The 23,216-nt window shown below is 38.5% G+C and carries 21 protein-coding genes and 1 riboswitch; of the genes, 7 read left to right on the forward strand and 14 right to left on the reverse strand.

Translation table 11 applies throughout. The features are described 5' to 3' along the window. Window positions 1-29 precede the first annotated feature (29 nt). From rnm to pepN, 3 genes are all read right to left on the reverse strand, one after another. Complete coding sequence (rnm, locus tag ACXVWP_RS01225) at window positions 30-857, reverse strand: RNase RNM (RefSeq protein ID WP_049355719.1); 828 nt, start codon at window positions 855-857, stop codon at window positions 30-32. Further along, window positions 858-1,877, reverse strand: a complete 1,020-nt coding sequence (gene pyrD, locus ACXVWP_RS01230) for a quinone-dependent dihydroorotate dehydrogenase (protein ID WP_289901778.1) — start codon at window positions 1,875-1,877, stop codon at window positions 858-860. It abuts the gene before it with no gap. Between the two features lie 68 nt (window positions 1,878-1,945). After that, complete coding sequence (pepN, locus tag ACXVWP_RS01235) at window positions 1,946-4,555, reverse strand: aminopeptidase N (protein ID WP_297567823.1); 2,610 nt, start codon at window positions 4,553-4,555, stop codon at window positions 1,946-1,948. 162 nt (window positions 4,556-4,717) lie between these two features. Between pepN and purE the strand changes: the two genes are divergently transcribed. The 3 genes from purE (at window position 4,718) to ACXVWP_RS01250 (ending at window position 7,700) form a co-directional block, all read left to right on the forward strand. Further along, complete coding sequence (gene purE / locus ACXVWP_RS01240) at window positions 4,718-5,212, forward strand: 5-(carboxyamino)imidazole ribonucleotide mutase (RefSeq protein ID WP_289901780.1); 495 nt, start codon at window positions 4,718-4,720, stop codon at window positions 5,210-5,212. Window positions 5,213-5,282: 70 nt separating this feature from the next. Next, the gene (gene purK / locus ACXVWP_RS01245; protein WP_289901781.1) at window positions 5,283-6,371 is read left to right on the forward strand and encodes a 5-(carboxyamino)imidazole ribonucleotide synthase; all 1,089 of its coding nucleotides are present in this window, start codon (window positions 5,283-5,285) and stop codon (window positions 6,369-6,371) included. A gap of 138 nt (window positions 6,372-6,509) precedes the next feature. Continuing rightward, window positions 6,510-7,700, forward strand: coding sequence for an amino acid aminotransferase (locus tag ACXVWP_RS01250; RefSeq protein ID WP_289901782.1), 1,191 nt, complete (start codon window positions 6,510-6,512; stop codon window positions 7,698-7,700). Between the two features lie 41 nt (window positions 7,701-7,741). On the opposite strand, the gene ACXVWP_RS01255 is transcribed toward ACXVWP_RS01250, so the two are convergent. The 6 genes from ACXVWP_RS01255 to moaA all read right to left on the reverse strand — a co-directional run bounded on the left by ACXVWP_RS01255 (window position 7,742) and on the right by moaA (window position 14,640). Further along, complete coding sequence (locus ACXVWP_RS01255) at window positions 7,742-10,348, reverse strand: restriction endonuclease (protein WP_297567826.1); 2,607 nt, start codon at window positions 10,346-10,348, stop codon at window positions 7,742-7,744. 9 nt (window positions 10,349-10,357) lie between these two features. Continuing rightward, window positions 10,358-12,220, reverse strand: a complete 1,863-nt coding sequence (locus ACXVWP_RS01260) for a site-specific DNA-methyltransferase (RefSeq protein WP_297567912.1) — start codon at window positions 12,218-12,220, stop codon at window positions 10,358-10,360. 136 nt (window positions 12,221-12,356) lie between these two features. Further along, window positions 12,357-12,809 carry a molybdopterin synthase catalytic subunit MoaE gene (gene moaE / locus ACXVWP_RS01265; RefSeq protein ID WP_297567828.1) on the reverse strand — a complete coding sequence of 151 codons (453 nt, stop codon included), beginning with the start codon at window positions 12,807-12,809 and terminating at the stop codon, window positions 12,357-12,359. Beyond that, window positions 12,810-13,055, reverse strand: a complete 246-nt coding sequence (gene moaD / locus ACXVWP_RS01270) for a molybdopterin synthase sulfur carrier subunit (protein ID WP_118788283.1) — start codon at window positions 13,053-13,055, stop codon at window positions 12,810-12,812. A gap of 1 nt (window position 13,056) precedes the next feature. Further along, window positions 13,057-13,539, reverse strand: coding sequence for a cyclic pyranopterin monophosphate synthase MoaC (gene moaC / locus ACXVWP_RS01275; protein ID WP_197561037.1), 483 nt, complete (start codon window positions 13,537-13,539; stop codon window positions 13,057-13,059). A gap of 87 nt (window positions 13,540-13,626) precedes the next feature. Next, complete coding sequence (gene moaA / locus ACXVWP_RS01280) at window positions 13,627-14,640, reverse strand: GTP 3',8-cyclase MoaA (RefSeq protein ID WP_297567832.1); 1,014 nt, start codon at window positions 14,638-14,640, stop codon at window positions 13,627-13,629. Beyond that, a riboswitch (molybdenum cofactor riboswitch) is annotated at window positions 14,629-14,770 on the reverse strand. (Overlaps the previous gene by 12 nt.) A gap of 155 nt (window positions 14,771-14,925) precedes the next feature. Here moaA and ACXVWP_RS01285 point away from each other — a divergent pair. Continuing rightward, the gene (locus ACXVWP_RS01285) at window positions 14,926-15,870 is read left to right on the forward strand and encodes a gluconeogenesis factor YvcK family protein (RefSeq protein ID WP_297567834.1); all 945 of its coding nucleotides are present in this window, start codon (window positions 14,926-14,928) and stop codon (window positions 15,868-15,870) included. 35 nt (window positions 15,871-15,905) lie between these two features. On the opposite strand, the gene thiI is transcribed toward ACXVWP_RS01285, so the two are convergent. Next, on the reverse strand, window positions 15,906-17,357 hold the full coding sequence (gene thiI / locus ACXVWP_RS01290; RefSeq protein ID WP_289902246.1) for a tRNA uracil 4-sulfurtransferase ThiI: 1,452 nt from the start codon (window positions 17,355-17,357) through the stop codon (window positions 15,906-15,908). Between the two features lie 167 nt (window positions 17,358-17,524). Between thiI and xseB the strand changes: the two genes are divergently transcribed. From xseB to dxs, 3 genes are all read left to right on the forward strand, one after another. Further along, window positions 17,525-17,767: an exodeoxyribonuclease VII small subunit gene (xseB, locus tag ACXVWP_RS01295; protein ID WP_005696153.1), complete on the forward strand. Its 243-nt coding sequence runs from the start codon at window positions 17,525-17,527 to the stop codon at window positions 17,765-17,767. Window positions 17,768-17,770: 3 nt separating this feature from the next. Next, window positions 17,771-18,664, forward strand: coding sequence for a (2E,6E)-farnesyl diphosphate synthase (gene ispA / locus ACXVWP_RS01300; RefSeq protein WP_297567836.1), 894 nt, complete (start codon window positions 17,771-17,773; stop codon window positions 18,662-18,664). Window positions 18,665-18,733: 69 nt separating this feature from the next. Further along, window positions 18,734-20,587 carry a 1-deoxy-D-xylulose-5-phosphate synthase gene (gene dxs / locus ACXVWP_RS01305; RefSeq protein ID WP_297567838.1) on the forward strand — a complete coding sequence of 618 codons (1,854 nt, stop codon included), beginning with the start codon at window positions 18,734-18,736 and terminating at the stop codon, window positions 20,585-20,587. A gap of 241 nt (window positions 20,588-20,828) precedes the next feature. Here the strand turns inward: dxs and rplT are convergent, their stop codons facing one another. The 4 genes from rplT to ACXVWP_RS01325 all read right to left on the reverse strand — a co-directional run bounded on the left by rplT (window position 20,829) and on the right by ACXVWP_RS01325 (window position 23,149). Continuing rightward, window positions 20,829-21,182 (reverse strand): 50S ribosomal protein L20, encoded by a 354-nt coding sequence (gene rplT, locus ACXVWP_RS01310; protein WP_005596075.1) that lies wholly within the window; start codon window positions 21,180-21,182, stop codon window positions 20,829-20,831. Between the two features lie 66 nt (window positions 21,183-21,248). Then, entirely contained in the window at window positions 21,249-21,446 is a 198-nt protein-coding gene (gene rpmI / locus ACXVWP_RS01315) for a 50S ribosomal protein L35 (protein ID WP_005596065.1), read from the reverse strand. A gap of 197 nt (window positions 21,447-21,643) precedes the next feature. Next, window positions 21,644-22,207, reverse strand: a complete 564-nt coding sequence (gene infC / locus ACXVWP_RS01320; protein ID WP_430537364.1) for a translation initiation factor IF-3 — start codon at window positions 22,205-22,207, stop codon at window positions 21,644-21,646. A gap of 123 nt (window positions 22,208-22,330) precedes the next feature. Next, window positions 22,331-23,149: a D-hexose-6-phosphate mutarotase gene (locus tag ACXVWP_RS01325; RefSeq protein ID WP_289902249.1), complete on the reverse strand. Its 819-nt coding sequence runs from the start codon at window positions 23,147-23,149 to the stop codon at window positions 22,331-22,333. Between the last annotated feature and the right edge of the window lie 67 nt (window positions 23,150-23,216).

Below are 23,216 nucleotides of genomic sequence, written 5' to 3' on the forward strand. Positions count from 1 at the left end.
AAAAACAGGGGCGGATTAACCGCCCTTTATTATTCAAATAATGTCCAAATCGGTTTTACCTCTTCAGGTAAAAACAAATTCTTTCCTAATTCAATCCATCCGCAAGGAAAATGAAAGTCTGACCCTAAAGAGGCGGCTAAGTCATATTCATTGGCTAAACGCGCAAGATATTGACGTTGCTCTTTGGTCTGTCCACTATCTGCCACTTCCATGCCATCACCGCCCCATTGTTTGAAATCAACAATTAATCGACCAATCCATTTTCCTGTCATGTTATAACGCATAGGATGAGCAATGACGGCAACGCCACCTGCCGCATGAATCGTCTCAATCGCCGTTGGAATATCGACCCATTCAGCTTTGACAAAACACGATTTTCCACCGCCTAGATAACGCTTAAAGGCTTGCCCATCATTTGAAACTTTGCCGATTTGCACTAAATAACGCGCATAATGCGCACGAGTTACTTCCCCATTGGCTAACGCTTTTGCGCCCTCATAGGCATTGGGGACGCCTGCTTTTTCTAATTTATGGCCAATTTCGACCGCTCTTTTTTCTCTCAGTGATTTTTGTTCGGCTAAAAGTGCGGTCATTTTAGGATGCGTTTTATCAAAATTTAATCCGACAATATGGATACCACGACCTTCCCAATTCGTTGAAATTTCCACGCCATTAATTAGCTCAATACCTAATTTATCTGCTTCAATTTTAGCTTCATCAATGCCCATCACGGTGTCGTGATCACATAAAGCAAGCACATTGATACCTAGCTCATGAGCTCGTTGCACAAGCTCTGTAGGCGTTAAAACACCATCTGAAGCCGTACTATGGCAATGTAAATCATATTTTTTTGTCATTTATTTAATCGCTTTCACTAATTCTTTAACTAAGCTTGGACCGTGATAAATCAAACCCGAATAAACTTGTAACAATTCAGCACCTGCTTCAATCTTCTCTTGTGCATTTTGTACACCATCAATGCCACCACTCCCAATAATCGGAATTTGACCTTTCAGCTCTTGATGCAATCTTCGAATAATTTCTGTACTTTTCTGCTGTAACGGTTTTCCACTTAAGCCACCTTGTTGTTCCGCATTTTTCAAACCTGTGACGTTGTCGCGTGAAATCGTTGTATTAGTGGCAATTACCCCATCCATTTGATGACGAAGTAACGTATCAGCAATTTGAACGAGTTCAGTCTCGGATAAATCAGGTGCAATTTTTACAGCAATCGGTACATATTTATTATATTGCTCAGCTAAAGTTTTTTGACGTTGTTTAATACTTTGTAATAAATCATCAAAATAATCACCATACTGCAATTGACGCAAATCTGGAGTGTTCGGTGATGAAATATTTACCGTAATATAATCCGCATAGTTATAGGCTTTATTTAAGCAAAATAAGTAATCATCTTTCCCCTTTTCAAGTGGCGTGACTTTATTTTTGCCAATATTAATCCCAATTACACCATCAAATTTTGCCTTTTTAACATTCTCGACCACGTAATCAATGCCATAATTATTGAATCCATTACGGTTAATAATCCCCTCAGCTTCCACTAAACGGAATTGACGGGGTTTCGCATTTCCCTCTTGTGCCAAAGGCGTAACCGTACCCACTTCAATAAAACCAAATCCCATCGCACCAAATCCATCAATCGCTTCGGCATTTTTATCTGCGCCCGCGGCTAACCCAATAGGATTTTTAAACATAATGCCCATTACTTGCTTAGGCAAACCTTGTGGACAAGCCAAAAGCTGCTTTAATAAAAATTGGCAAGGTGATTTACCCGCTAAATGCAATGATTTAATCACTAAATCATGGGCGGTTTCAGGATCAAGGGAAAAGATAGCTTTACGGATCAAAGAATACATACTCGTTTATCTCTCAGGATAGTTCACTGTAAATGGAAAATGCGGTTAAAATTAACCGCACTATTGGGTTATTGCAAGGCTTTCTCTATTTTCTCAAATAGATCTTTTGAGAGATCTTCAACAGCGCTTAATCGCTCCAAGGCGCGTTTCATTAAGGTTTGACGCTGTTCATCGAAACGAGAGAAACGAATCAGTGGCTCAATTAAACGTGCTGCAACTTGTGGATTACTATCATTTAAACGAATTAAAACATCTGTCAAAAAACGATAACCAGATCCACTAATATGGTGGAAGGCTTTTAAATTATAATTTATAAAGTTTCCAACTAATGAGCGTAAACGGTTTGGATTGTTAAAATTAAAGCTTGGGTGATCCATTAATACTTGTACAATTTCCAATACGTTTTCATCAGGGCGAGTTGCTTGTAACGCAAACCATTTATCCATTACCAAGCCATCATGTTGCCATTTTTGTTCAAAATCCTCCAACAAGGCATCACGACAAGGTAACGCTGCTTTGGTTGCCATATTTAATGCCGCTAAAGTATCCGTCATATTATTAGCATTATTGTAATGTTTTTGTACCACATTATTACCTAGGTTACTGTAGGCCAAATAACTTAAACAAACATTGCGCATTGCTCGTAAAGCAATATCTTTCTGAGTCACTTGATAAACATCAAGACGAATATGCGTGTAAATCCTCAATAAATCATTTTTTAAGTATTCGGCTATTTGCACCAACATAAATTCTCTTGCTGCAGTAATACCATCAGGATCAATTGTTTTGAAACTTTCTGCAAACTCAATTTCTTTTGGAAAAGTCAAAATCAATGTAGCTAATTCAATATCTTGTTCATAATTTTCCAACACATGAGCGAGTGCAATCAAAATGTCAGGTGAGATCTCTAATCGCTCTCCTTGCTGATAATTCGCCACATTACGGCGTAATTCTTGAGTCAATAGCGTTTGTGCCGCATCCCATCGAACAAACTGATTATTAGAAAATTTAAGTAGGCTAAGTAATTGTGTAGTCGTATAATCATAATCCAGTTTAACTGGTGCAGAAAAATCACACAATAATGCAGGAATAGGTCGACAATAGAGATTATGAAATTCAAATGTTTGATCTTTTTCCGTAACATTGAGTACATCATTTGATAATTTTCCATTGTACTGTAATGTTTGCTTGTTACCGTTAGCATCATAAAGCGCAATTTTCAATGGAATATGTAAGTTTACTTTTTCCATTTGATCCGCTGTTGGCGGCGTAGATTGTGAAACGGTTAAACGATAAGTATGAGTTTGTTCATCATAGGCATCACTAATCAATAATTCTGGCGTACCAGATTGGCTATACCAACGACGGAATTGAGCTAAATCAACGTCATTCGCACGTTCCATTGCAGACACAAAATCTTCGCAGGTTGCCGCTTTACCATCGTTTTCAGCAATATAAAGTTGCATGCCTTTTTGGAAACCTTGTTCACCTAATAAAGTGTGCAACATACGAATCACTTCTGCCCCTTTTTCATATACAGTCACGGTATAGAAGTTATTCATTTCAATGACTTTTTCAGGGCGAATTGGGTGTGACATTGGGCTTGCATCTTCGGCAAACTGTACCGTACGTAAGAATTTCACGTTATTAATACGATTGACTGCTCGAGAACCTGTGTCAGATGAAAATTCTTGATCACGGAAAACCGTTAAACCTTCTTTCAAACTTAACTGGAACCAATCACGGCAAGTTACACGGTTTCCCGTCCAGTTATGAAAATATTCGTGTGCAATTACGCTTTCAATGGCGAGATAATCATCATCGGTTGCAGTTTGTGGATTTGCCAACACAAATTTAGCGTTAAAAATATTCAACCCTTTATTTTCCATGGCACCCATATTGAAGAAGTCCACAGCAACAATCATGTAAATATCTAAGTCGTATTCTAAATTAAAACGGTCTTCATCCCATTTCATCGCTTTTTTCAGGCTTTCCATTGCCCACGAAGCGCGATCAAGATTGCCACGGTCAACATAAAGCTCTAAGGCTACTTTACGACCACTTTTTGTCGTAAAGGTATCTTGTAATAAATCAAAATCACCTGCCACTAAAGCGAATAAATAGCTCGGTTTCGGGAATGGGTCATTCCATTCAACCCAATGACGACCATCCTCTAATTCACCATTTGCAATGCGGTTACCATTAGAAAGTAAGTAAGGATATTTAGTTTTATCTGCGGTAATTTTGGTTGTATAGCGAGCTAATACATCTGGACGGTCAAGCATATAGGTAATTTGACGAAAACCTTCTGCTTCACATTGTGTACAAATACCCTCACCTGATTGATAAAGCCCTTGTAAAGAGGTGTTTTGTGCAGGCTCTAGATTCGTCACAATTTCAAGTTCAAAATTAATCGCACTTTGATTGGTTAAATCTAACGTTAAACTTTCGTGGTCTTGATGATAATGTTTAAAATCTTCGCCATTGAATTTAATGGAGGCAAATTGGAAACCATGACCATCTAATCGTAGATGGGTTGCTTCATCATTTAAACGTTGGAAGGTTGTTTTTGCAGTGACAACGGTATGCTTAGGATCTAATTGAAAATCAAGGAAAATATCCGTAACCGTAAAATCAGGTTGTTTGTAATCTTTTCTATATTTCGCTTTAGCTAACATAATCTGCTCTATTTCTAAGAAAAAAACTCGTATTAGGATAAGATTTTATGACCAAACTTGCAATGGAATTTTCAGCTTTCACCGCATAGCAAACGTTTGCTTAAAAGTGAACAAATATGCTATTCTACGTATCGTTTTTTTATCAGATAATTTTTTAAAAATATGTCAAATACCGCACAAATTGCTATTGTGATGGGCTCAAAAAGCGACTGGGCAACCATGCAAGAAGCCACTCAAATTTTAGATGAACTCAATGTGACATATCATATTGAAGTCGTTTCCGCACATCGAACCCCCGATAAGCTGTTTGAATTTGCCGAAAATGCACAAAAAAATGGTTACAAAGTGATTATTGCAGGTGCGGGTGGCGCTGCTCATTTACCCGGTATGATTGCGGCTAAAACGCTTGTACCTGTATTGGGTGTCCCTGTTAAAAGTTCTATGTTAAGCGGTGTTGATAGTCTCTATTCTATCGTGCAAATGCCGAAAGGCATTCCTGTCGGTACGTTAGCGATTGGCCCTGCTGGTGCTTCTAATGCAGGATTACTCGCTGCACAAATTCTTGCAGGTTGGGATGATGCGTTATTCGCTCGCCTACAAGTATTCCGCGAAAATCAAACCAATATGGTATTGGATAATCCTGATCCACGTACATAAAACACCTTTTAATTTGACCGCACTTTTTAAAGTGCGGTTGTTTTTTTAGCTAGATTTGATGAGAAATTTTATGCAAAACTCTACCCTATATCCTACCGTTTATGTGCTTGGGAATGGCCAACTCGGCAGAATGTTACGTTACGCTGGCGCGCCATTAGACATTAATGTTCAACCACTTGAGTTCAATGCCCCCGTATTTGATTTACCTAAAAATGCCATCATCACCGCAGAGATTGAACGTTGGGAAAAAACACCGTTAACTGAATTATTAGGCCATCATAAGAATTTCGTTAATCAGAATGTTTTTGGCTTATTGGCTGATCGTTTTACCCAAAAATCTTTACTGGATGAACTCAATCTCTCTACCTCACCATGGTGTTTATTAGAAGATAAAACGCAATGGACTGAAGTATTTACAAACGTAGGCGAAAAAGTCGTGGTAAAACGTCGTACCGGTGGTTATGACGGTCGAGGTCAATGGATTATCACTGAAAATAATCAACGTGATATTACGGACGATTTATTCGGTGAAGTTATTGCAGAAAAATTTATTCCTTTTGATTACGAAGTGTCTATCGTAGGCGCAAGATTTAAAAATGGTGAAAAACGTTTCTATCCTGTAACACATAACCTACAGCAAAATGGCATTTTACGTTACAGTGTGACAGATATTTCATTCCCTCAACAACAAAACCAACAAATTCAGGCTGAATCTATGCTTGGAAAAATCATGGATAAACTTGAATATGTGGGTGTAATGGCGATGGAATGCTTTGTAGTGGGGGATAAATTATTAATTAATGAACTTGCCCCTCGTGTGCATAATAGCGGACATTGGACACAATTAGGCTGTGCTATTAGTCAATTTGAATTGCATCTACGTGCTTTATTAGATTTACCTACACCGTCATTACAACCTATTGCACCAAGTGTCATGGTTAATTTAATTGGTACAGAACATAGTCCACAATGGTTGAACACGCCCTTTTCCCAATTACATTGGTATGGTAAGGAAGTTCGTCCGGGTAGAAAATTAGGTCATATCAATATTACGCATCCTGATAAAACAATCATTATTCAACAGCTTGAAAAACTTCGTCACGAACTTCCTGAAGACTATCAATCCGGTTTAAATTGGGCGATTGAGAAATTAAAATAATCCAAAAAACAACCGCACTTTTTGATGAATATCTAAAAACATCAAAGTGCGGTTGATTTTTATCAGGTTCTTCTTGATAAAATCTATCGGCTGAAGTATAAAATTACTTATCTCACAACACATACATAAGGAAAAGCTATGTTTGAACATATCAAAGCGGCTCCGGCCGATCCTATCTTAGGCTTAGGCGAAGCATTCAAATCTGAAACCCGTGAAAATAAAATCAATTTAGGTATTGGCGTTTATAAAGATGCACAAGGTACAACACCGATTATGCGTGCAGTGAAAGAAGCAGAAAAACGCTTATTTGATAACGAAAAAACGAAAAACTATCTGACTATCGATGGTATTGCCGATTATAACGAACGCACAAAAGAGCTCCTTTTTGGTAAAGATTCTGATGTAATTAAAGCAAACCGTGCAAGAACTGCGCAAAGTTTAGGTGGCACAGGTGCATTACGCATTGCGGCAGAATTCATTAAACGCCAAACCAAAGCTCAAAATGTATGGATTAGTACACCAACATGGCCTAACCACAATGCAATTTTCAATGCGGTAGGCATGACGATTCGTGAATATCGTTATTATGATGCTGAACGCAAAGCCCTTGACTGGGAACATTTACTTGAAGATTTAAGCCAAGCAAGCGAAGGCGATGTTGTGCTTTTACACGGTTGCTGCCACAATCCAACTGGTATTGATCCAACCCCAGAACAATGGCAAGAATTAGCCGCACTTTCAGCAAAAAATGGCTGGTTACCACTCTTTGACTTTGCTTATCAAGGTTTAGCCAATGGCTTAGACCAAGATGCTTACGGTTTACGTGCTTTTGCGGCAAATCATAAAGAATTATTAGTGGCGAGTTCATTCTCTAAAAACTTTGGTTTATACAATGAGCGCGTAGGTGCCTTTACGCTTGTCGCTGAAAATGCAGAAATTGCTTCAACTGCATTAACACAGGTGAAATCAATTATTCGCACTCTCTACTCTAACCCAGCATCTCATGGTGGGGCGACCGTAGCCACGGTGTTAAATGATCCACAACTTCGCCAAGAGTGGGAAAATGAATTGACTGAAATGCGTGAACGCATCAAAAAAATGCGTCATTTATTCGTTCAGTTATTAAAAGAATATGGTGCAGAACAAGATTTCAGCTTTATCATAGAACAAAACGGTATGTTCTCTTTCAGTGGCTTATCGCCTGAACAAGTCGATCGCTTAAAAGAAGAATTTGCGATTTACGCTGTTCGTTCTGGTCGTATCAATGTGGCCGGTATCACTGAAGACAATATTCGTTATTTGTGTGAAAGCATTGTTAAAGTGCTTTAATTAACGCGATCAGACAGCCAATATTGGCTGTCTGATATTTTTTACACATTTTCAGTTAATTCATCTATACTTTGTACAACCCGATATTCCAAATCATCGTAATCTCTATGGAGATGTTCAAAATTCTTTCTGGCATAAGCAATTTTCATTTGTTCTGAAGGATCCAACTTACTTTCATCCACACCACGCTGAATACCTTTACCGGTATTTTTGGTTTCCGCCACAAAGTAAACTTTATTCTGCCCTTTAAATACCACCGCCCAGTCGGGATTATAATTCCCCAATGGCGTTGGAATTTTAAAATTTTTCGGTAACTTAAAATAAAACTCGACATCTTCACAGCTTTCACAATGGCGGGCAAACGTATTTTCCGTGTTGGAATCTAGGGCAATATAACTCTCATAAATGGTTTTTGATTGATTACTCACAGAAAAACTGTATTGATTAAGATAAAACTCAAAATCCTTAAATAACGTCATTTCATAGGTGCGATCCGCAATGCGGTGATATTCCACACCATCCGCCATAATTTGACTTAACGCTTCATTAATTTTTTCTGCAACCAAATCAATAAAACGTTGTGGATTATGATAAATCTCAGCCAATCGTTTTGATTTTTGCAAAATACGGCAAATGGTTTGACGGGTTAGCCCGGTTTTCTTCTGTAATTCACCCAACACATCGGGAATATCCCAGTGAGTTTTTGAGGCTACCTGATTGGAAGAACGATATTCTGTCGTCACACCTTTTTCATTAATCGCAAAGGCGACCTTTTCATGTCGAATTTTCACTTCATCAATACGTGGCATTTTGACCAAATTGTTGACCGCACTTTCGATCAGCTCATCCTGTGAAAAATTGACCCGATAAGTCGTTTGGTGCTTAATACGTCCCCAAATCGCAGCAAATTCCGGGTGTTGGGTAAAATCTTTGCGATAACGCACATATTTTCGATCCAGCTTATTTTTAATTTGTCCTTTATCAAAGGACACACCGCAATCTTCTTCAATTTCACGTTGTAATTTGGTCGCAAATTCCTCATAGCTTTCATTAGCAATCACTGTCAGGATATTTTTATCCCGCTCATGGCTTCTTACGCCAAGCTGATTCACCGGTAAGCGCAATCCACGTCCGATTTCTTGTCGCTTTTTAATTTCCGAATGGGTATTGTTCAACGTACAAATTTGAAACACATTCGGATTATCCCACCCCTCACGCAAAGCAGAGTGAGAGAAAATAAAACGCAACGGATTACCCAACGACAGCAAGGATTCTTTATTCCGCATAATTAAATTATAAGCCTTATTGTCTGCCTGTGTTGTGCCATTGGTATCTTTCCATACGCCTTTTTTATCTTCTGAAAAATAACCAGCATGCACGCCAGAAGGATCTTCATCAGTTAACTGACGATAAATCTCTTCAAACCATTGATAAAATTTGCCATCATTACGATAGTTAGCTACTTTATCAATAAAAAATAGCGACAACACTTTTATACCTAGCGGATTTAAACTTTTTTCCTTACGTAAATGCTCTTCTATTGTGCGACGAATTTGCATTTTTTGAATATCATCTTTCAAGAGAGAATTATCAACGCCTTTCGTCACTTTTAATCCGCCGGAAAACTCAATCTGTTGTTCCTCAATATTCATTCCTTCCAAAATATAACCATTGCGATAAACTTCATTTTGTCTGGAAAGATCAAATAAGTCTTGATTCGGCTTAACAGTGACGACTTTCTTCTTCATCGACTTATCATTCACCAAGATTTCCACTTTCACCGACCAGCTTTTCGCACCTACGTTAATTTCTTTTAAAGCCACATAAGCGCCATTCACATCATTATCCGCCAACACGCTGTCCACTTCGATTTGTTTCACTAAATCTAATTCGTACGCCTGCACAGGATTGAGGCGAAAAATCGGGTTGTAGGCGTTTTTATGGGTCGCAGAATAGCGCAGAGTGAATAAAGGATTGAGACTTGCGATAGCATGACGGCGAATATCCGTTTCCATATTCTGCGGTTCATCAATAATCACAATAGGATTGACGTGTTGAATATAACGAATGGGCGCATCGCCACTTTCATTTTGTGTATTAATCACATTACTTTCTTTGGCAAAGGCATCAATATTCATCACCAAAATCTCAATATGATTGCCGGTAGCAAAGGCTTTTAAGCGGGAAAGTTGATTACTTTTATATTCATATTTCGGGTTCACGCTCGGGTTATCAAACAGGGTGGCAAAGTGGCTACGCGTCGTTTCCAAGGTATGCAATACCCCTTCACGAATAGGCACGCTCGGCACCACAATTACAAATTTCTGCCAACCATATTGACGATTCAATTCAAAAATCGTGCGCAAGTAAACATAGGTTTTCCCCGTGCCGGTTTCCATTTCTACGGTAAAATTTCTACCCTGTTCCTCAATTAAAGTACGGTAAAAATTAAACTTGTTTTGTTGCTTCGCCAAGTTTTGTTGTAGCTGTTCATCATTAATTTGTAATGACAAATTCGCCACGAAACGCATATCATTCTGCGCTTTCAAACCGAATTCCGTTTGCTGATTAGGCTGTCCGATGAACAAATCCACCGCCGCTTGAATCGCATGCGTTTGGTAATCCAAGGTTTCAAATTGAAGTTCCATTTTGCCTCCTTAAAGCACAAAGAAGGCAATGCCTGCATCATTCATTTGCAACTCGGCATTTTTCTTTAAGGCATCATTGCCATTAAACAGCGAATCTAACATCACGACTTTTTTCGGCTGGACAGAAATCACCTGATCCAATAAATCCGCACTCAGGGTTTCAAGTAACAAGGCAAACTGTTGCCCGTTTTCATCACTCATCCAAAACACCTGATTTTCCGACCGCACTTTTGCCGTTAATTTCAAGCCCAAGCGCAATAAAATTTCATAAAGCATGGCGTCAGGCGTTGCCTCTTTCCGCACAGGATCGACAAACAATTCGATTTGCTGCGTTAAATTTTCTACTGAAGGCGATTGCCATTGTTTAAAGTGGCTGTCAGTTAGTTTGAACACTTTAAAACCAATATCCAGTTGTTTGTCAGGATGATTTTCAGCAATTTGTTTGCCTGCTCGGCGGATGCGTTCTTTGGAGATTTCAGCGATGTTTGTTGGAATACCTAAATCTAAACAAAATCTATACGTCTGCTTTTGAGCGTCATCATTAAAGTTTAACGGCTCAGCCAGTTGAACACTTATAAATTTATTACATTTATTCTCAGATAAATTTAGTTCCAAAATTGCATGGGCAGTTGAACTACTCCCGCTAAAAAAATCTAAAATAATATCTTCATCTTCGGTAAACCATTGAATAAAATCCTTCAACATTGGTAATGGTTTAGGGTTATTAAATACTGTACCACCCATAAGGTTATTTAAATTCTCTGTATGCAAGCTACTCATGCCATATTTAGGTAATAAGGTGGGGGGTGTTATTGAAGCCCTCTCTTTTCTACACTTAAGCTTTCCAGTTGATGAAAAATAGAACTCAATGACTTTTTGTCCCTTAGTATCATAAACTTCGTTTCCTGCAAAAAATTCTGTCATTTGTTTCTTTTGTGTCCACCCTGCAGATAGAGTAACTTCTTCTACAGTCTTACCATCTTTTGCTTCAAGGATTCCTCTAACAACTGTAACTTTTTCACTATCACCAAATACTCCCGTCAATTTTATTCCATTTTTTGCTTCAAATTTCACTCCGGCAGGAAATGTAAATTCACTCTCTGGATTAGATTTTGATATTTTCTTTATTGCTCCTGCATCAATAATTCCCATTCCACCTTTTATATTTTTATGATTTTCTATATTTTTAGCATAAAGTAATACATATTCATGATACTTTTTAAACAATCCTTGCTGTTGTGAATGTTGTTTATCCCAAATAAGCTCTGCAACAAAATTCTCCTCCCCAAACACCTCATCACACAATAACTTCAACTGAGCTTGTTCATTGTCATCAATGGAAATAAAAATGACACCGTCATCTTTCAGCAAATTCTTTGCCAAATGTAAACGGGGGAGCATCATATTTAACCATTTGCTGTGGAAGTGCCCGTTTTCCTTGCTGTTTTTCTTGAAAGCCAGTTTGAGTTTGCCTTCCTCATCCAATTCTCCGCTTTGTTCCTGGTAATCTTTAAGATCCTGCTTGAAATTGTCATTATAAACAAAATCATTACCCGTGTTATAAGGCGGATCGATATAAATCATTTTGATGCTATTGAAATAGGATTTTTGTAACACTTTCAACACATCCAGATTTTCACCTTCAATAAATATATTTTCAGTGGAATCAAAATTGACACTTTCCGCAGGTCGCGGTGTGAGGGTTTTGCTAGTTTGTGCTTGTAATATGCGATAGGCTTCCGATTTCCCTGCCCAGTTCAACATATAACGCTCGGGCTCGGAAGTAATGTGGTCAGAAAAAAGTTGTTGGAATTTTTGAAAATCAATTTGTTCTTCGCAAAAAATTTCAGGTAGAAGTAATTTGAGTTGCATTAATTTAATGGATAGGTTATCCAAGTGCTGTGCTGTGCTGTGCTGTGCTGTGCTGTGCTGTGCTGTGCTGTGCTGTCAAGCATGGTAATTGGTCCTTTCTTGTAAATCAATAAAAATTTATTTTATAGTGGTTAATTTACCACTTCTCTAACGCTTCTTTATCGCTCTCTCTTGCTTCAATCCAACGTTCACCTTGATGGGTTTGTTCTTTTTTCCAGAACGGGGCTTTAGATTTTAAGAAGTCCATAATAAATTCGTTGGCATGATAGGCATCACCTCGGTGAGCAGAACTGATGCCGACTAAAACAATTTCATCGCCAGTATGCAAAAGTCCTACTCGATGTATCACAGACACTCGTTGAATATCCCAACGCGCTTCCGCCTGTTCTACAATTTCACGTAAGGCTTTTTCTGTCATGGCGGGATAATGCTCTAAGTATAAACTGGATACCTCATCGCCTAAATTAAGATCGCGTACTTTACCCACAAAAATAACTGTTGCGCCAACCGAATGTTGCTCAGAAAGCCATTGGTAAACGGCATTTTGATCAAAAGGTTGTTCTTGTACTGAAATTTGAATATCAGCCATTTAGCCTCCAGTTACCGGTGGGAAAAACGCAATTTCATCCCCATTTTTGACCGCACTTTCTAATGGCATCAATGTTTGATTGATAGCGACTAAAAGTTTTCCTTTTTCTAACGCTAGCGCCCATCTATCACCTTTTTGAGCAAGATGTTCACGCACCGCTTCCGCTGTCTCAAAATCGCCTTCAAGCTGAATAGAATCTTCCCCAATTAATTCACGAGTTTGAGCAAAAAATAAAACATTTAACATCTTATTTTTCCTCCGCAATAAAATGACCGGATTTTCCACCGCTCTTTTCTAACAGACGAACGTGCTCAATTAATATGTCTTTTTGTACGGCTTTACACATGTCATAAATGGTTAATGCGGCAACACTTGCAGCGGTTAATGCTTCCATTTCTACGCCGGTTTTTCCGGTTAATTTGCAAAGAGATTGAATACGAACTTGATTGGTTTCAAGTAACGGTTCTAAATTCACTTCTACTTTAGAAAGTAATAAGGGGTGGCAAAGCGGGATAAGTTCCCAAGTACGTTTTGCCGCTTGAATACCTGCAATACGTGCAGTAGCAAATACATCGCCTTTGTGATGTTTGCCTTCCACGATCATGGAAAGGGTTTCTTTTGACATGGTTACAATGGCTTCAGCACGAGCTTCGCGAACAGTCTCTGCTTTTGCAGAAACATCCACCATATTGGCTTCGCCTTGAGAATTGATATGCGTAAATGTAGTCATAATAAAATAAAGTGAGGTTAAAATATTGAATGTTTTACATGTGTGACAAAAGCAAAATAAGTGAATAGCAAATTCACCTATTTTCTTTTAGCCACCGATAGAGGCTAAATGATTTCTTACGCCACTATCGCCGACATGCAAGTAATGATGTTCACGTTTGCCTTGCAGTGCGGCAAAAATACGTGCTTGCAAAATATCTTGCTGTTCATGAGATTGCAATAAGTCACGTAATTCAATGCCTTCTTCGCCGAATAAACAGAGATGAAGTTTGCCCTTCGCTGATACCCTGAGACGATTACAGCTTGCGCAGAAATTCTTCTCATAAGGCATAATTAAGCCAATTTCGCCTGCATAATCAGGATGTGTGAAGACTTTAGCTGGGCCATCTGTATGGGATTTATGCTGTAATGTCCAACCATTTTTCAGCAATTTATCAGCTAAGACTTGTCCAGAAAGATGGTGTTTATCAAAGAAACTGTCCATTTCACTGGTTTGCATCAGTTCGATAAAGCGCATTTGAATTGGGCGATCTTTCACCCAAACAAGGAATTGCTCAAACTCTTTGTCATTCAAATTTTTCATCAAAACTGAATTGACTTTAACTTTGTTGTAACCCACTTCAAATGCACGATCGATACCACGCATCACGTCATCAAATTTATTGATACCTGTAATTTGATGGAACATTTTTGGATCTAAGCTATCAACACTGACGTTAATAGACGTAATTCCTGCTTTCTTCCAATCAGCCACATCTTTTGCCATGCGATAGCCATTTGTCGTGACGGCTAATTGACGAATGCCATCAATGTTAGCGATGCTTTCAGCAATAGAAATAAAATCTTTACGTAAAGTCGGTTCGCCACCCGTTAAACGGATTTTCTCTGTGCCCATTTCAGCAAACGCTTGAGCAAGATGGGTGATTTCTTTTAAGGTTAAGAAACTTGGTTTGTTAGCTTCGGGTTGATAACCATCAGGTAAACAATAGGTACAACGAAAGTTACACTGATCGGTAATCGACAGTCGTAGATAGTAATATTGGCGTTGGAAAGGATCGACTAAGCGAGACTCTCCTACGTTTTTAATAGGAATGGATTGCATTTTACACCTTTCTAAATATGGAGAGGATAAACCGTTTCCAGCGTATCCCTGAATAACGTACCGCGTTATTGGCTTGCCGCCGTATTTCTTGTGAAACTTAGGCTAAACAAGCTCGGAGTTATGCGAAAAATAAATTGTGTCTGTATTGTAATAAAAGCAAGCGGTTAATAGCAATAATTTGATAGAATAACCTCACTATATTGATAAAAATAATAGAATTAACTTATATAATAAAATATATAACATTGTTTCTTATAATAATTTATAGGTAAAAAAGGAAGAAAAATGTCTGATTTATCTCGTCACAGCCGTCATGAACATTTAGACGAAATCAAACATATTGTCGCCATTGGTGGTGGTCATGGATTAGGGCGTGTATTATCGGCGCTTAGTTTTATGAAAGAACGTTTAACTGGTATTGTGACCACCACAGATAACGGCGGTTCAACCGGTCGCATTCGTCAAGAACAAGGTGGTATTGCGTGGGGCGATCTACGTAATTGCTTAAATCAAATCATCATTGAGCCAAGCACGGCCTCCGCATTATTTGAATATCGCTTTACTGGCGAAGGTGAACTTTCTGGGCATAATTTAGGCAATTTAATGCTTAAAGCTTTAGAAGATATGCATATTCGCCCTATTGAAGCCATTAACTTGATTCGTGAATTACTCAAAGTAAAATCTCACATTATTCCCATGTCAGAAGAACCTGTTCATCTTGCCGCGAGTTTAGGTTCTGGCTCCAGTATTGTAGGTGAAGTAAGCATTGATAATTTAACAGAATTACCCCAATCGCTCTTCTTAGTGCCAATGGTTAAAGCTGCCCAGGAAGCGATTAGTGCATTAGAACAAGCGGAAGTCATTTTGCTTGGTCCAGGAAGTTTCATGACAAGCATTATGCCGCCACTATTGCTACCTGAATTAGCGACTGCCCTGCGTAATAGCAAAGCAAAAGTGATTTTTATTGATAATTTAGGGGTAGAAATTGGCGCTGCCTCTCAGCTTTCACTAGCAGATCGTATTCTGAAAATTAATGAAATTATTGGTGAACCAGTCATTAATGGCGCAATTACACCTTATCGTGAACAAAGTGCGGTCGATTTGTCTGCCATTTCTTCCGTTAAAATCTTGGCTAAACGCTTGAATGCAGATGATATCAGCTATCGTCATGACCGAACGTTACTTGCCAAAGCTATCGATGAATTAGTGGGTGAATTAGATTACGAATAAAAAAACCGCACGTTAAAGTGCGGTCATTTTTTTGCTTATTTTTTCCCGAAAACTCTCACATTCGTGAAACCATTTTCTTTTAAATAAAGTGCTTGCAGTTTACTCATTACGCCTCGTTCACAGTAAAGCACATAGTTTTTACTTTGATCTAATGAACCGAATTGTGAAGATAATTTGTAAAACGGCAATTGCATCACTTGATGCTCGTCTGATTCAAATGGATTTTCATCTGTCTCTTCTGGGCTACGAATATCTAAAATAATATCGTTTTCACCAAGCACTGAAATGGTATCCACTTCCACCACTTCTTTCTCCGTTTCTTCTGCAATTTGGCGAATATCTAAATATTGTGCATTTTCAACCGCACTTTCCAACACGCCAAAATCAAAGTGATTTTCTTCTTCAAGAATTTTTTCACGTACCGCTTTAATCGTTGGATTTTTAGAAATTACCCCGCAGAATTCCGGCATTGATTTAGCAATATCATCCGTACCGATCTCTTTCGCCATCGCGATAATTTGTTCTTTATCATGAGTAATGAGTGGACGTAATACTAATGCATCGGATGCTTCATCAATTAAGCGCAAATTGGTTAAAGTTTGGCTCGAAACTTGTCCGAGTGCCTCACCAGTAACGATAGCTTGAATATCAAAACGTTGTGCAACTTTACTTGCAGCACGCACCATCATTCGTTTTAACACGACGCCCATTTGGCCGTTATCGACTTTCTCTAAAATCTCGCCCACTACGCCTTCAAAAGAAATGGCAATAAAACGGACTTTATGGGATGAACTATAACGATTCCAAATATGGTAAGCCATTTGTTTCACGCCAATTTCATGGGCTGCACCACCCAAATTGAAGAAACAGTAATGCACACGTGAACCACGACGAATAAGCATATAACTGGATACGCCAGAGTCAAAGCCACCTGAAATCAATGAAAGCACATCTTCTTGTGTCCCAATTGGATAACCGCCAAGGCCAACATGACGAGCTCTCACCAGCATCATTTTGTCATCTTCAATATCAATACGAACGGTTACATCAGGATTTTTTAAACGTACTTTTGTGCTTGCAATATGCTGATTTAAACCACCACCGATATAACGTTCTGCTTCAATGGAACTGAAATCATGTTTCCCTTTACGTTTTACACGTACACAAAAGGTTTTGTTTTCAAGTTGATCAGCGACATCTGCTAAGGTCAACTCAAAGATATGATGTAGATCGGTAAACGGTTTTTCTTCTACTTCTAAAAAATGATGAATCCCTGGAATACGTTGCAAAAGCGCAATCAACTCTTCACGATTGGCTTCATTTTTTGAGCGCACTTCGATGTAATCCCAATGACGAACAACCGCCGTTTCTTCATCATATTTCTGTAAAATATTTCGGATGTTTGAGGTCAAAATTTTTGCGAAACGCTTACGCACGGTTTCGCTTTTAATCATAATTTCAGGAAAAAGTTTAACGATAAATTTCATAATAATCTGTGAATAATAAAAAATGGCCGTATTGTACGCTAAATTCCACATCCCACAAAGTTCAAATTCTCACGAAAAACTGACTGCACTTTGAAATAAGTTTTTAACATCCCTATAAAAATCAAGTACAATACGGAGCAATTTATTCATCTGAAAAGGATAATTTAATGGCGCGTAAACCAGCAAATGCTGAACCTGATTTTGAAACAACACTTGCACAATTGGAAACGATTGTGACAAAGCTTGAAAGCGGTGAATTGCCATTGGAAGATGCGCTGAAAGAATTTGAGAACGGCATTAAATTGGCTCAACTTGGTCAAGAGCGCTTGCAACAAGCAGAACAACGTATTCAAATTTTGTTACAAAAAAGCGAAACCGCCCCTTTAAGTGATTATCAAGGGGACGAGTAATCCATGAGTTATCAATTCGGCACTGAACTCAAACAAGTTCAAGATCGCATTAATCAGTTTTTAGCCAATCAATTTGAAGAAATTGACGCTTATAATGCCCCTTTGCGTGATGCCATGAAATATGGCTTATTGCTAGGCGGTAAACGTGTTCGTCCTTTCCTTGTCTATGCAACGGGTAAAATGCTGGGAGCTGAAATGTCCGCTTTAGATTACGCGGCCGCAGCCATTGAAGCTATTCACGCCTATTCTTTAATCCATGATGATTTGCCTGCAATGGATAACGATGAACTTCGTCGAGGTCAACCAACTTGTCATATCGCTTTTGATGAAGCGACGGCCATTTTAGCTGGCGATGCATTACAAGCTTTTGCCTTTGAAATTCTTACTGAAGCCCCTTCTCTTTCTGCTGAACAAAAATTGCAATTAGTGAAAGTCTTAGCTCAAGCATCTGGCGTACAAGGCATGTGTTTAGGGCAAAGTTTAGATTTAATTTCAGAGCACAAACAAGTTAATTTAGCCGAATTAGAACTTATTCATCGCAACAAAACTGGTGCATTGCTAACAGCCGCATTAAAACTGGGTTTTATCTGTTCGCCTCACTTTGAAAACAAAGAATTAGAGCAACAACTAGAACGTTATTCACAAGCTATTGGTTTAGCTTTCCAAGTGCAAGATGACATTTTAGATATTGAAGGTAACAGTGCCGAAATCGGTAAACCGGTGGGTTCTGATTTAGGTTTAGATAAAAGCACTTATCCAAAGCTGTTAGGGTTAGAGGGCGCGAAACAAAAAGCACAAGAACTCTATCAAACCGCCTTACATGAATTAGACAATTTACCTTTTGATACCACTGCATTGCGTGCATTAGCTGAATTTATTGTCAATCGTAAAAGTTAATGGTGACAGCACTTATCTTGATTTCTCAAAGTGCGGTCACTTTTTTCACATTTTAGGACTAACGAATATATGAACAACTATCCTCTTTTATCCTTAATTAATTCGCCGGAAGATTTGCGTCTTTTGAATAAAGATCAGCTTCCGCAACTTTGCCAGGAGTTACGGAGTTATCTGTTGGAATCCGTTAGTCAAACCAGCGGCCATTTAGCATCTGGTCTTGGTACCGTTGAATTGACGGTTGCATTACACTACATTTTTAAAACCCCTTTTGATCAATTAATTTGGGATGTGGGCCATCAAGCTTATCCACATAAAATCTTAACAGGTCGTCGAGATCAAATGTCCACCATTCGCCAAAAAGGCGGAATTCATCCTTTCCCTTGGCGTGAAGAAAGTGAGTTTGATGTATTAAGTGTTGGTCACTCTTCTACTTCAATCAGTGCAGGACTAGGTATTGCTGTTGCGGCAGAACGTGAAAATGCAGGTCGCAAAACCGTTTGTGTGATTGGTGATGGTGCAATCACTGCGGGGATGGCATTTGAAGCCTTAAATCATGCGGGCTCTTTGCATACTGATATGTTGGTCATTTTAAATGACAATGAAATGTCTATTTCTGAAAATGTCGGTGCCTTAAATAATCACCTTGCCCGTATTTTCTCTGGTTCATTATATTCAACGGTTCGTGATGGCAGTAAAAAAATCTTAGATAAAGTACCGACCGTTAAAAACTTTATGAAGAAAACCGAAGAGCACATGAAGGGTGTGATGTTCTCGCCAGAAAGTACGCTCTTTGAAGAACTCGGTTTTAACTATATTGGACCTATTGACGGGCATAATATTGATGAATTAATTGCTACCTTAAGCAATATGCGCGATCTTAAAGGCCCACAATTTTTACACATCAAAACCAAAAAAGGGAAAGGTTACGAGCCCGCTGAAAAAGACCCAATTGGTTTCCATGGCGTACCAAAATTTGACCCAACAAGCGGCCAACTTCCTAAATCAAATGCCAAACCAACCTATTCAAAAATCTTTGGCGATTGGTTATGTGAGATGGCGGAACAAGACGATAAATTAGTCGGTATTACACCTGCAATGCGTGAAGGTTCTGGCATGGTAGAATTTTCAGAACGATTCCCACAACAATATTTTGATGTTGCTATTGCAGAGCAACATGCTGTCACCTTTGCGGCAGGTCTTGCAATTGGTGGTTATAAACCTGTTGTAGCCATTTATTCTACCTTCTTACAACGTGCTTATGATCAGCTTATTCATGATGTTGCTATTCAAAACTTGCCTGTTCTCTTTGCCATCGATCGTGCGGGTATCGTAGGTGCCGATGGTCAAACTCACCAAGGTGCTTTTGATTTAAGTTTTATGCGATGCATTCCGAATATGATCATTATGACACCAAGTGATGAAAATGAATGTCGCCAAATGCTTTACACTGGTTATAAATATGGTAAGCCTGCTGCGGTACGTTATCCGCGTGGAAATGCAATCGGCGTAGAATTAACCCCACTTGCAGAATTAGAAATTGGTCGTTCAAAAATGATTCGTCAAGGTAAAAAAATCGCGATTCTGAATTTTGGTACTCTCTTACCTGCTGCTTTATCTGTGGCAGAAAAACTCAATGCGACTGTTGTCGATATGCGCTTTGTGAAACCAATTGATGAAGCTCGTATTCTAGAAGTGGCGAATACACATGACGTCATTGTAACATTGGAAGAAAATGCGATTCAAGGTGGTGCAGGTTCTGCTGTTTCAGAAGTGCTAAATTCTCATGGAAAAACAACCGCACTTTTACAACTTGGTTTACCTGATATTTTTATTCCGCAAGGCACACAACAAGAAGCACTTGCTGAAATTAAATTAGATGAAAAAGGGATTGAAGAACAAATTATCGCCTTTATAAAGGGCTAAATTCATTCATTTTGGTTTAATTTTTATATTTTTAAAAAAATTTTCAAAAATATCGAACTATTTCAAAAACACACAGTCTGATACATTGCTAGTGCACTGTATATTGCAGTTATCTTTTTGAAGTTTCTTATAAATTAAGACCTCCCCGCTATTCAAGTTTTGAGTAGCGGTTTTTTCTTTTGGGAGGTAATAAAAAAGGACGCTTTTCAGCGTCCTAATTTTTGATCTAAACTTTAAAAAATTAAAGTGCAGATTTTGCTTTTTCAACTAATGCAGCGAACGCCACTTTGTCGAATACAGCGATATCAGCAAGGATCTTACGGTCGATTTCAACAGACGCTTTTTTTAAGCCGTTGATGAATTTGCTGTAAGATAAACCATTTTGACGAGCCGCAGCGTTGATACGTGCAATCCATAATTGACGGAATTGACGTTTACGTTGACGACGGTCACGATATGCGTATTGACCAGCTTTGATCACCGCTTGGAAAGCAACGCGATACACGCGTGAACGTGCACCATAATAACCTTTAGCAGCCTTAAGAACTTTCTTATGGCGTGCTCTTGCAATAACACCACGTTTTACACGAGCCATTATTTAATCTCCTATGTAATATTTTTAACTAATTTAACTAATCGTACGTTTTGCTTAAATAACGGCTTATGCGTATGGTAAGCAAGCTACTACTAAAACTTGGTCTGCTTTCGCAACCATTGATTTATGACGTAAATGACGTTTACGTTTAGTTGTCTTTTTAGTCAAAATATGACGTAAGTGAGATTGTTTACGTTTGAAACCGCCAGAAGCTGTTTTTTTGAAACGCTTAGCAGCACCACGTACTGTTTTAATTTTAGGCATTGTTAAAAAACTCCGCATTTTAAGTTAAACACATAATTAGGCGAATCCGAAGATTACTTGTAGGCACTAATTATTCCAATATAGCAAATTGAATTGCCCTTCTCCAAAAGCAATTAGGCTGCGTAGTTTGCCTAATATGCAATTGTATCCTCACCGAAGTGAAAATTAGATTATCTAGATTAGATCTAAATAAAAAATTATTTTTTCTTAGGTGCTAACACCATTACCGCTTGGCGACCTTCTAGTTTACCCGGTGCAGATTCCACTACTGAAATGTCAGCCAAATCGTTTTTAACGCGTTCTAATACGTCTAAACCAATATCTTGGTGAGCCATTTCACGACCACGAAAACGTACGGTAATTTTCGCTTTATCGCCATCTTCTAAGAAACGGATTAAGCTACGTAATTTAACTTGGTAGTCACCTTCATCAGTACCTGGACGGAATTTAATTTCCTTTACTTGTACAACTTTTTGTTTTTTCTTCTGTTCTTTTGCGGTTTTGCTCTTTTCATAGAGGAACTTGCCGTAGTTCATAATACGACAAACCGGTGGTTCGGCATTCGGACTGATCTCAACTAAATCAAGCGCTGCTTGTTCTGCCATTTCTAAGGCCTGTTGAATTGATACAATCCCCGCTTGTTCACCATCTTGGTCAATCAAACGAACTTCTTTTACTCGAATTTCATCGTTAATGCGATTCGGGCGGTTAGCTGCCGGCGCTTTTTTTACGGTTTTGATAATGTTATTCCTTCTATTTATTTAAGAAAAAATCGACTGCATTCAAACAGAAGATCTATTAAATCATTTGCTATAAAAACAAACAAAAAACGAGCCAGATTTTATAGTATTTGCCACGTTTATGCAACAAGGATTTCTATTCCTTTAAATATCAGCAGGTAAAGCACTTATTTCAGCTGAAATGCTCTCTCCAAATTGAAGTAGTTTCTCTAATCTTGCGGTTTCAATACACACCATATTTTTATATCCATCTGCTTTCATTGCACTAGGTGTTTTCTCCCAAGGATTCCATAGCACAATTGAATCTACATAATGATGGGTAATTTGAATACGTCGATTAAATGCTTTATCCACCAACAATGTTTTATCTTTCTCTAACGTATAAATACAATCTACACCTTGTTCTATTCTGCGTGTTGAAGGAACATCAGTATGTTTACCTTGTAATGAGTCATAACAACGGCTTGGTAAATTTTGGACTTCAATTTGTGAAATATCACCGATATTAAAATAGCTGTGTAATGCTGCTTGAGCTGGCTCTTGTCCCAAATGCGTTAAAGTCATTGTGCATTTATCGGTAAATTCCATTTTCATTTTGGCTTCAATCACACCATATTCAGAAAACAGTGAAAATTCTAACCGCACTTCATTCGCTTGCAGATCATAATCACTTAATTGCCATAAACGTAAACGCGCTGTACCGTGTGAAGGTTGTTTAACACCGCCAAACCAAGGGTAACAAATCGGTACACCACCACGAATCGCAACACCTTGTGTAAAAGATTCAATCTCACTTAACCAAAAAATATCCTGCTCTGCCCCTTTAGGCTGCCAATTTAATAGCTGTGCCCCTTGTAGTGCAATTCGAGCCGATCCTACTGGGTGATTTAAGATTAAAACAGGAATTTCATTGATATATTCTAAAGTTAATTCTGGTGTTAATTGTTGAGTTTGAGCTGTCATATTCGCCTCCTTGTGATAAGGTTATTATATAGAAGAAAGAGAGACTTGAGTTTATTTTTATACCGTG

The organism is Haemophilus sp. SZY H56 (assembly GCF_054332415.1).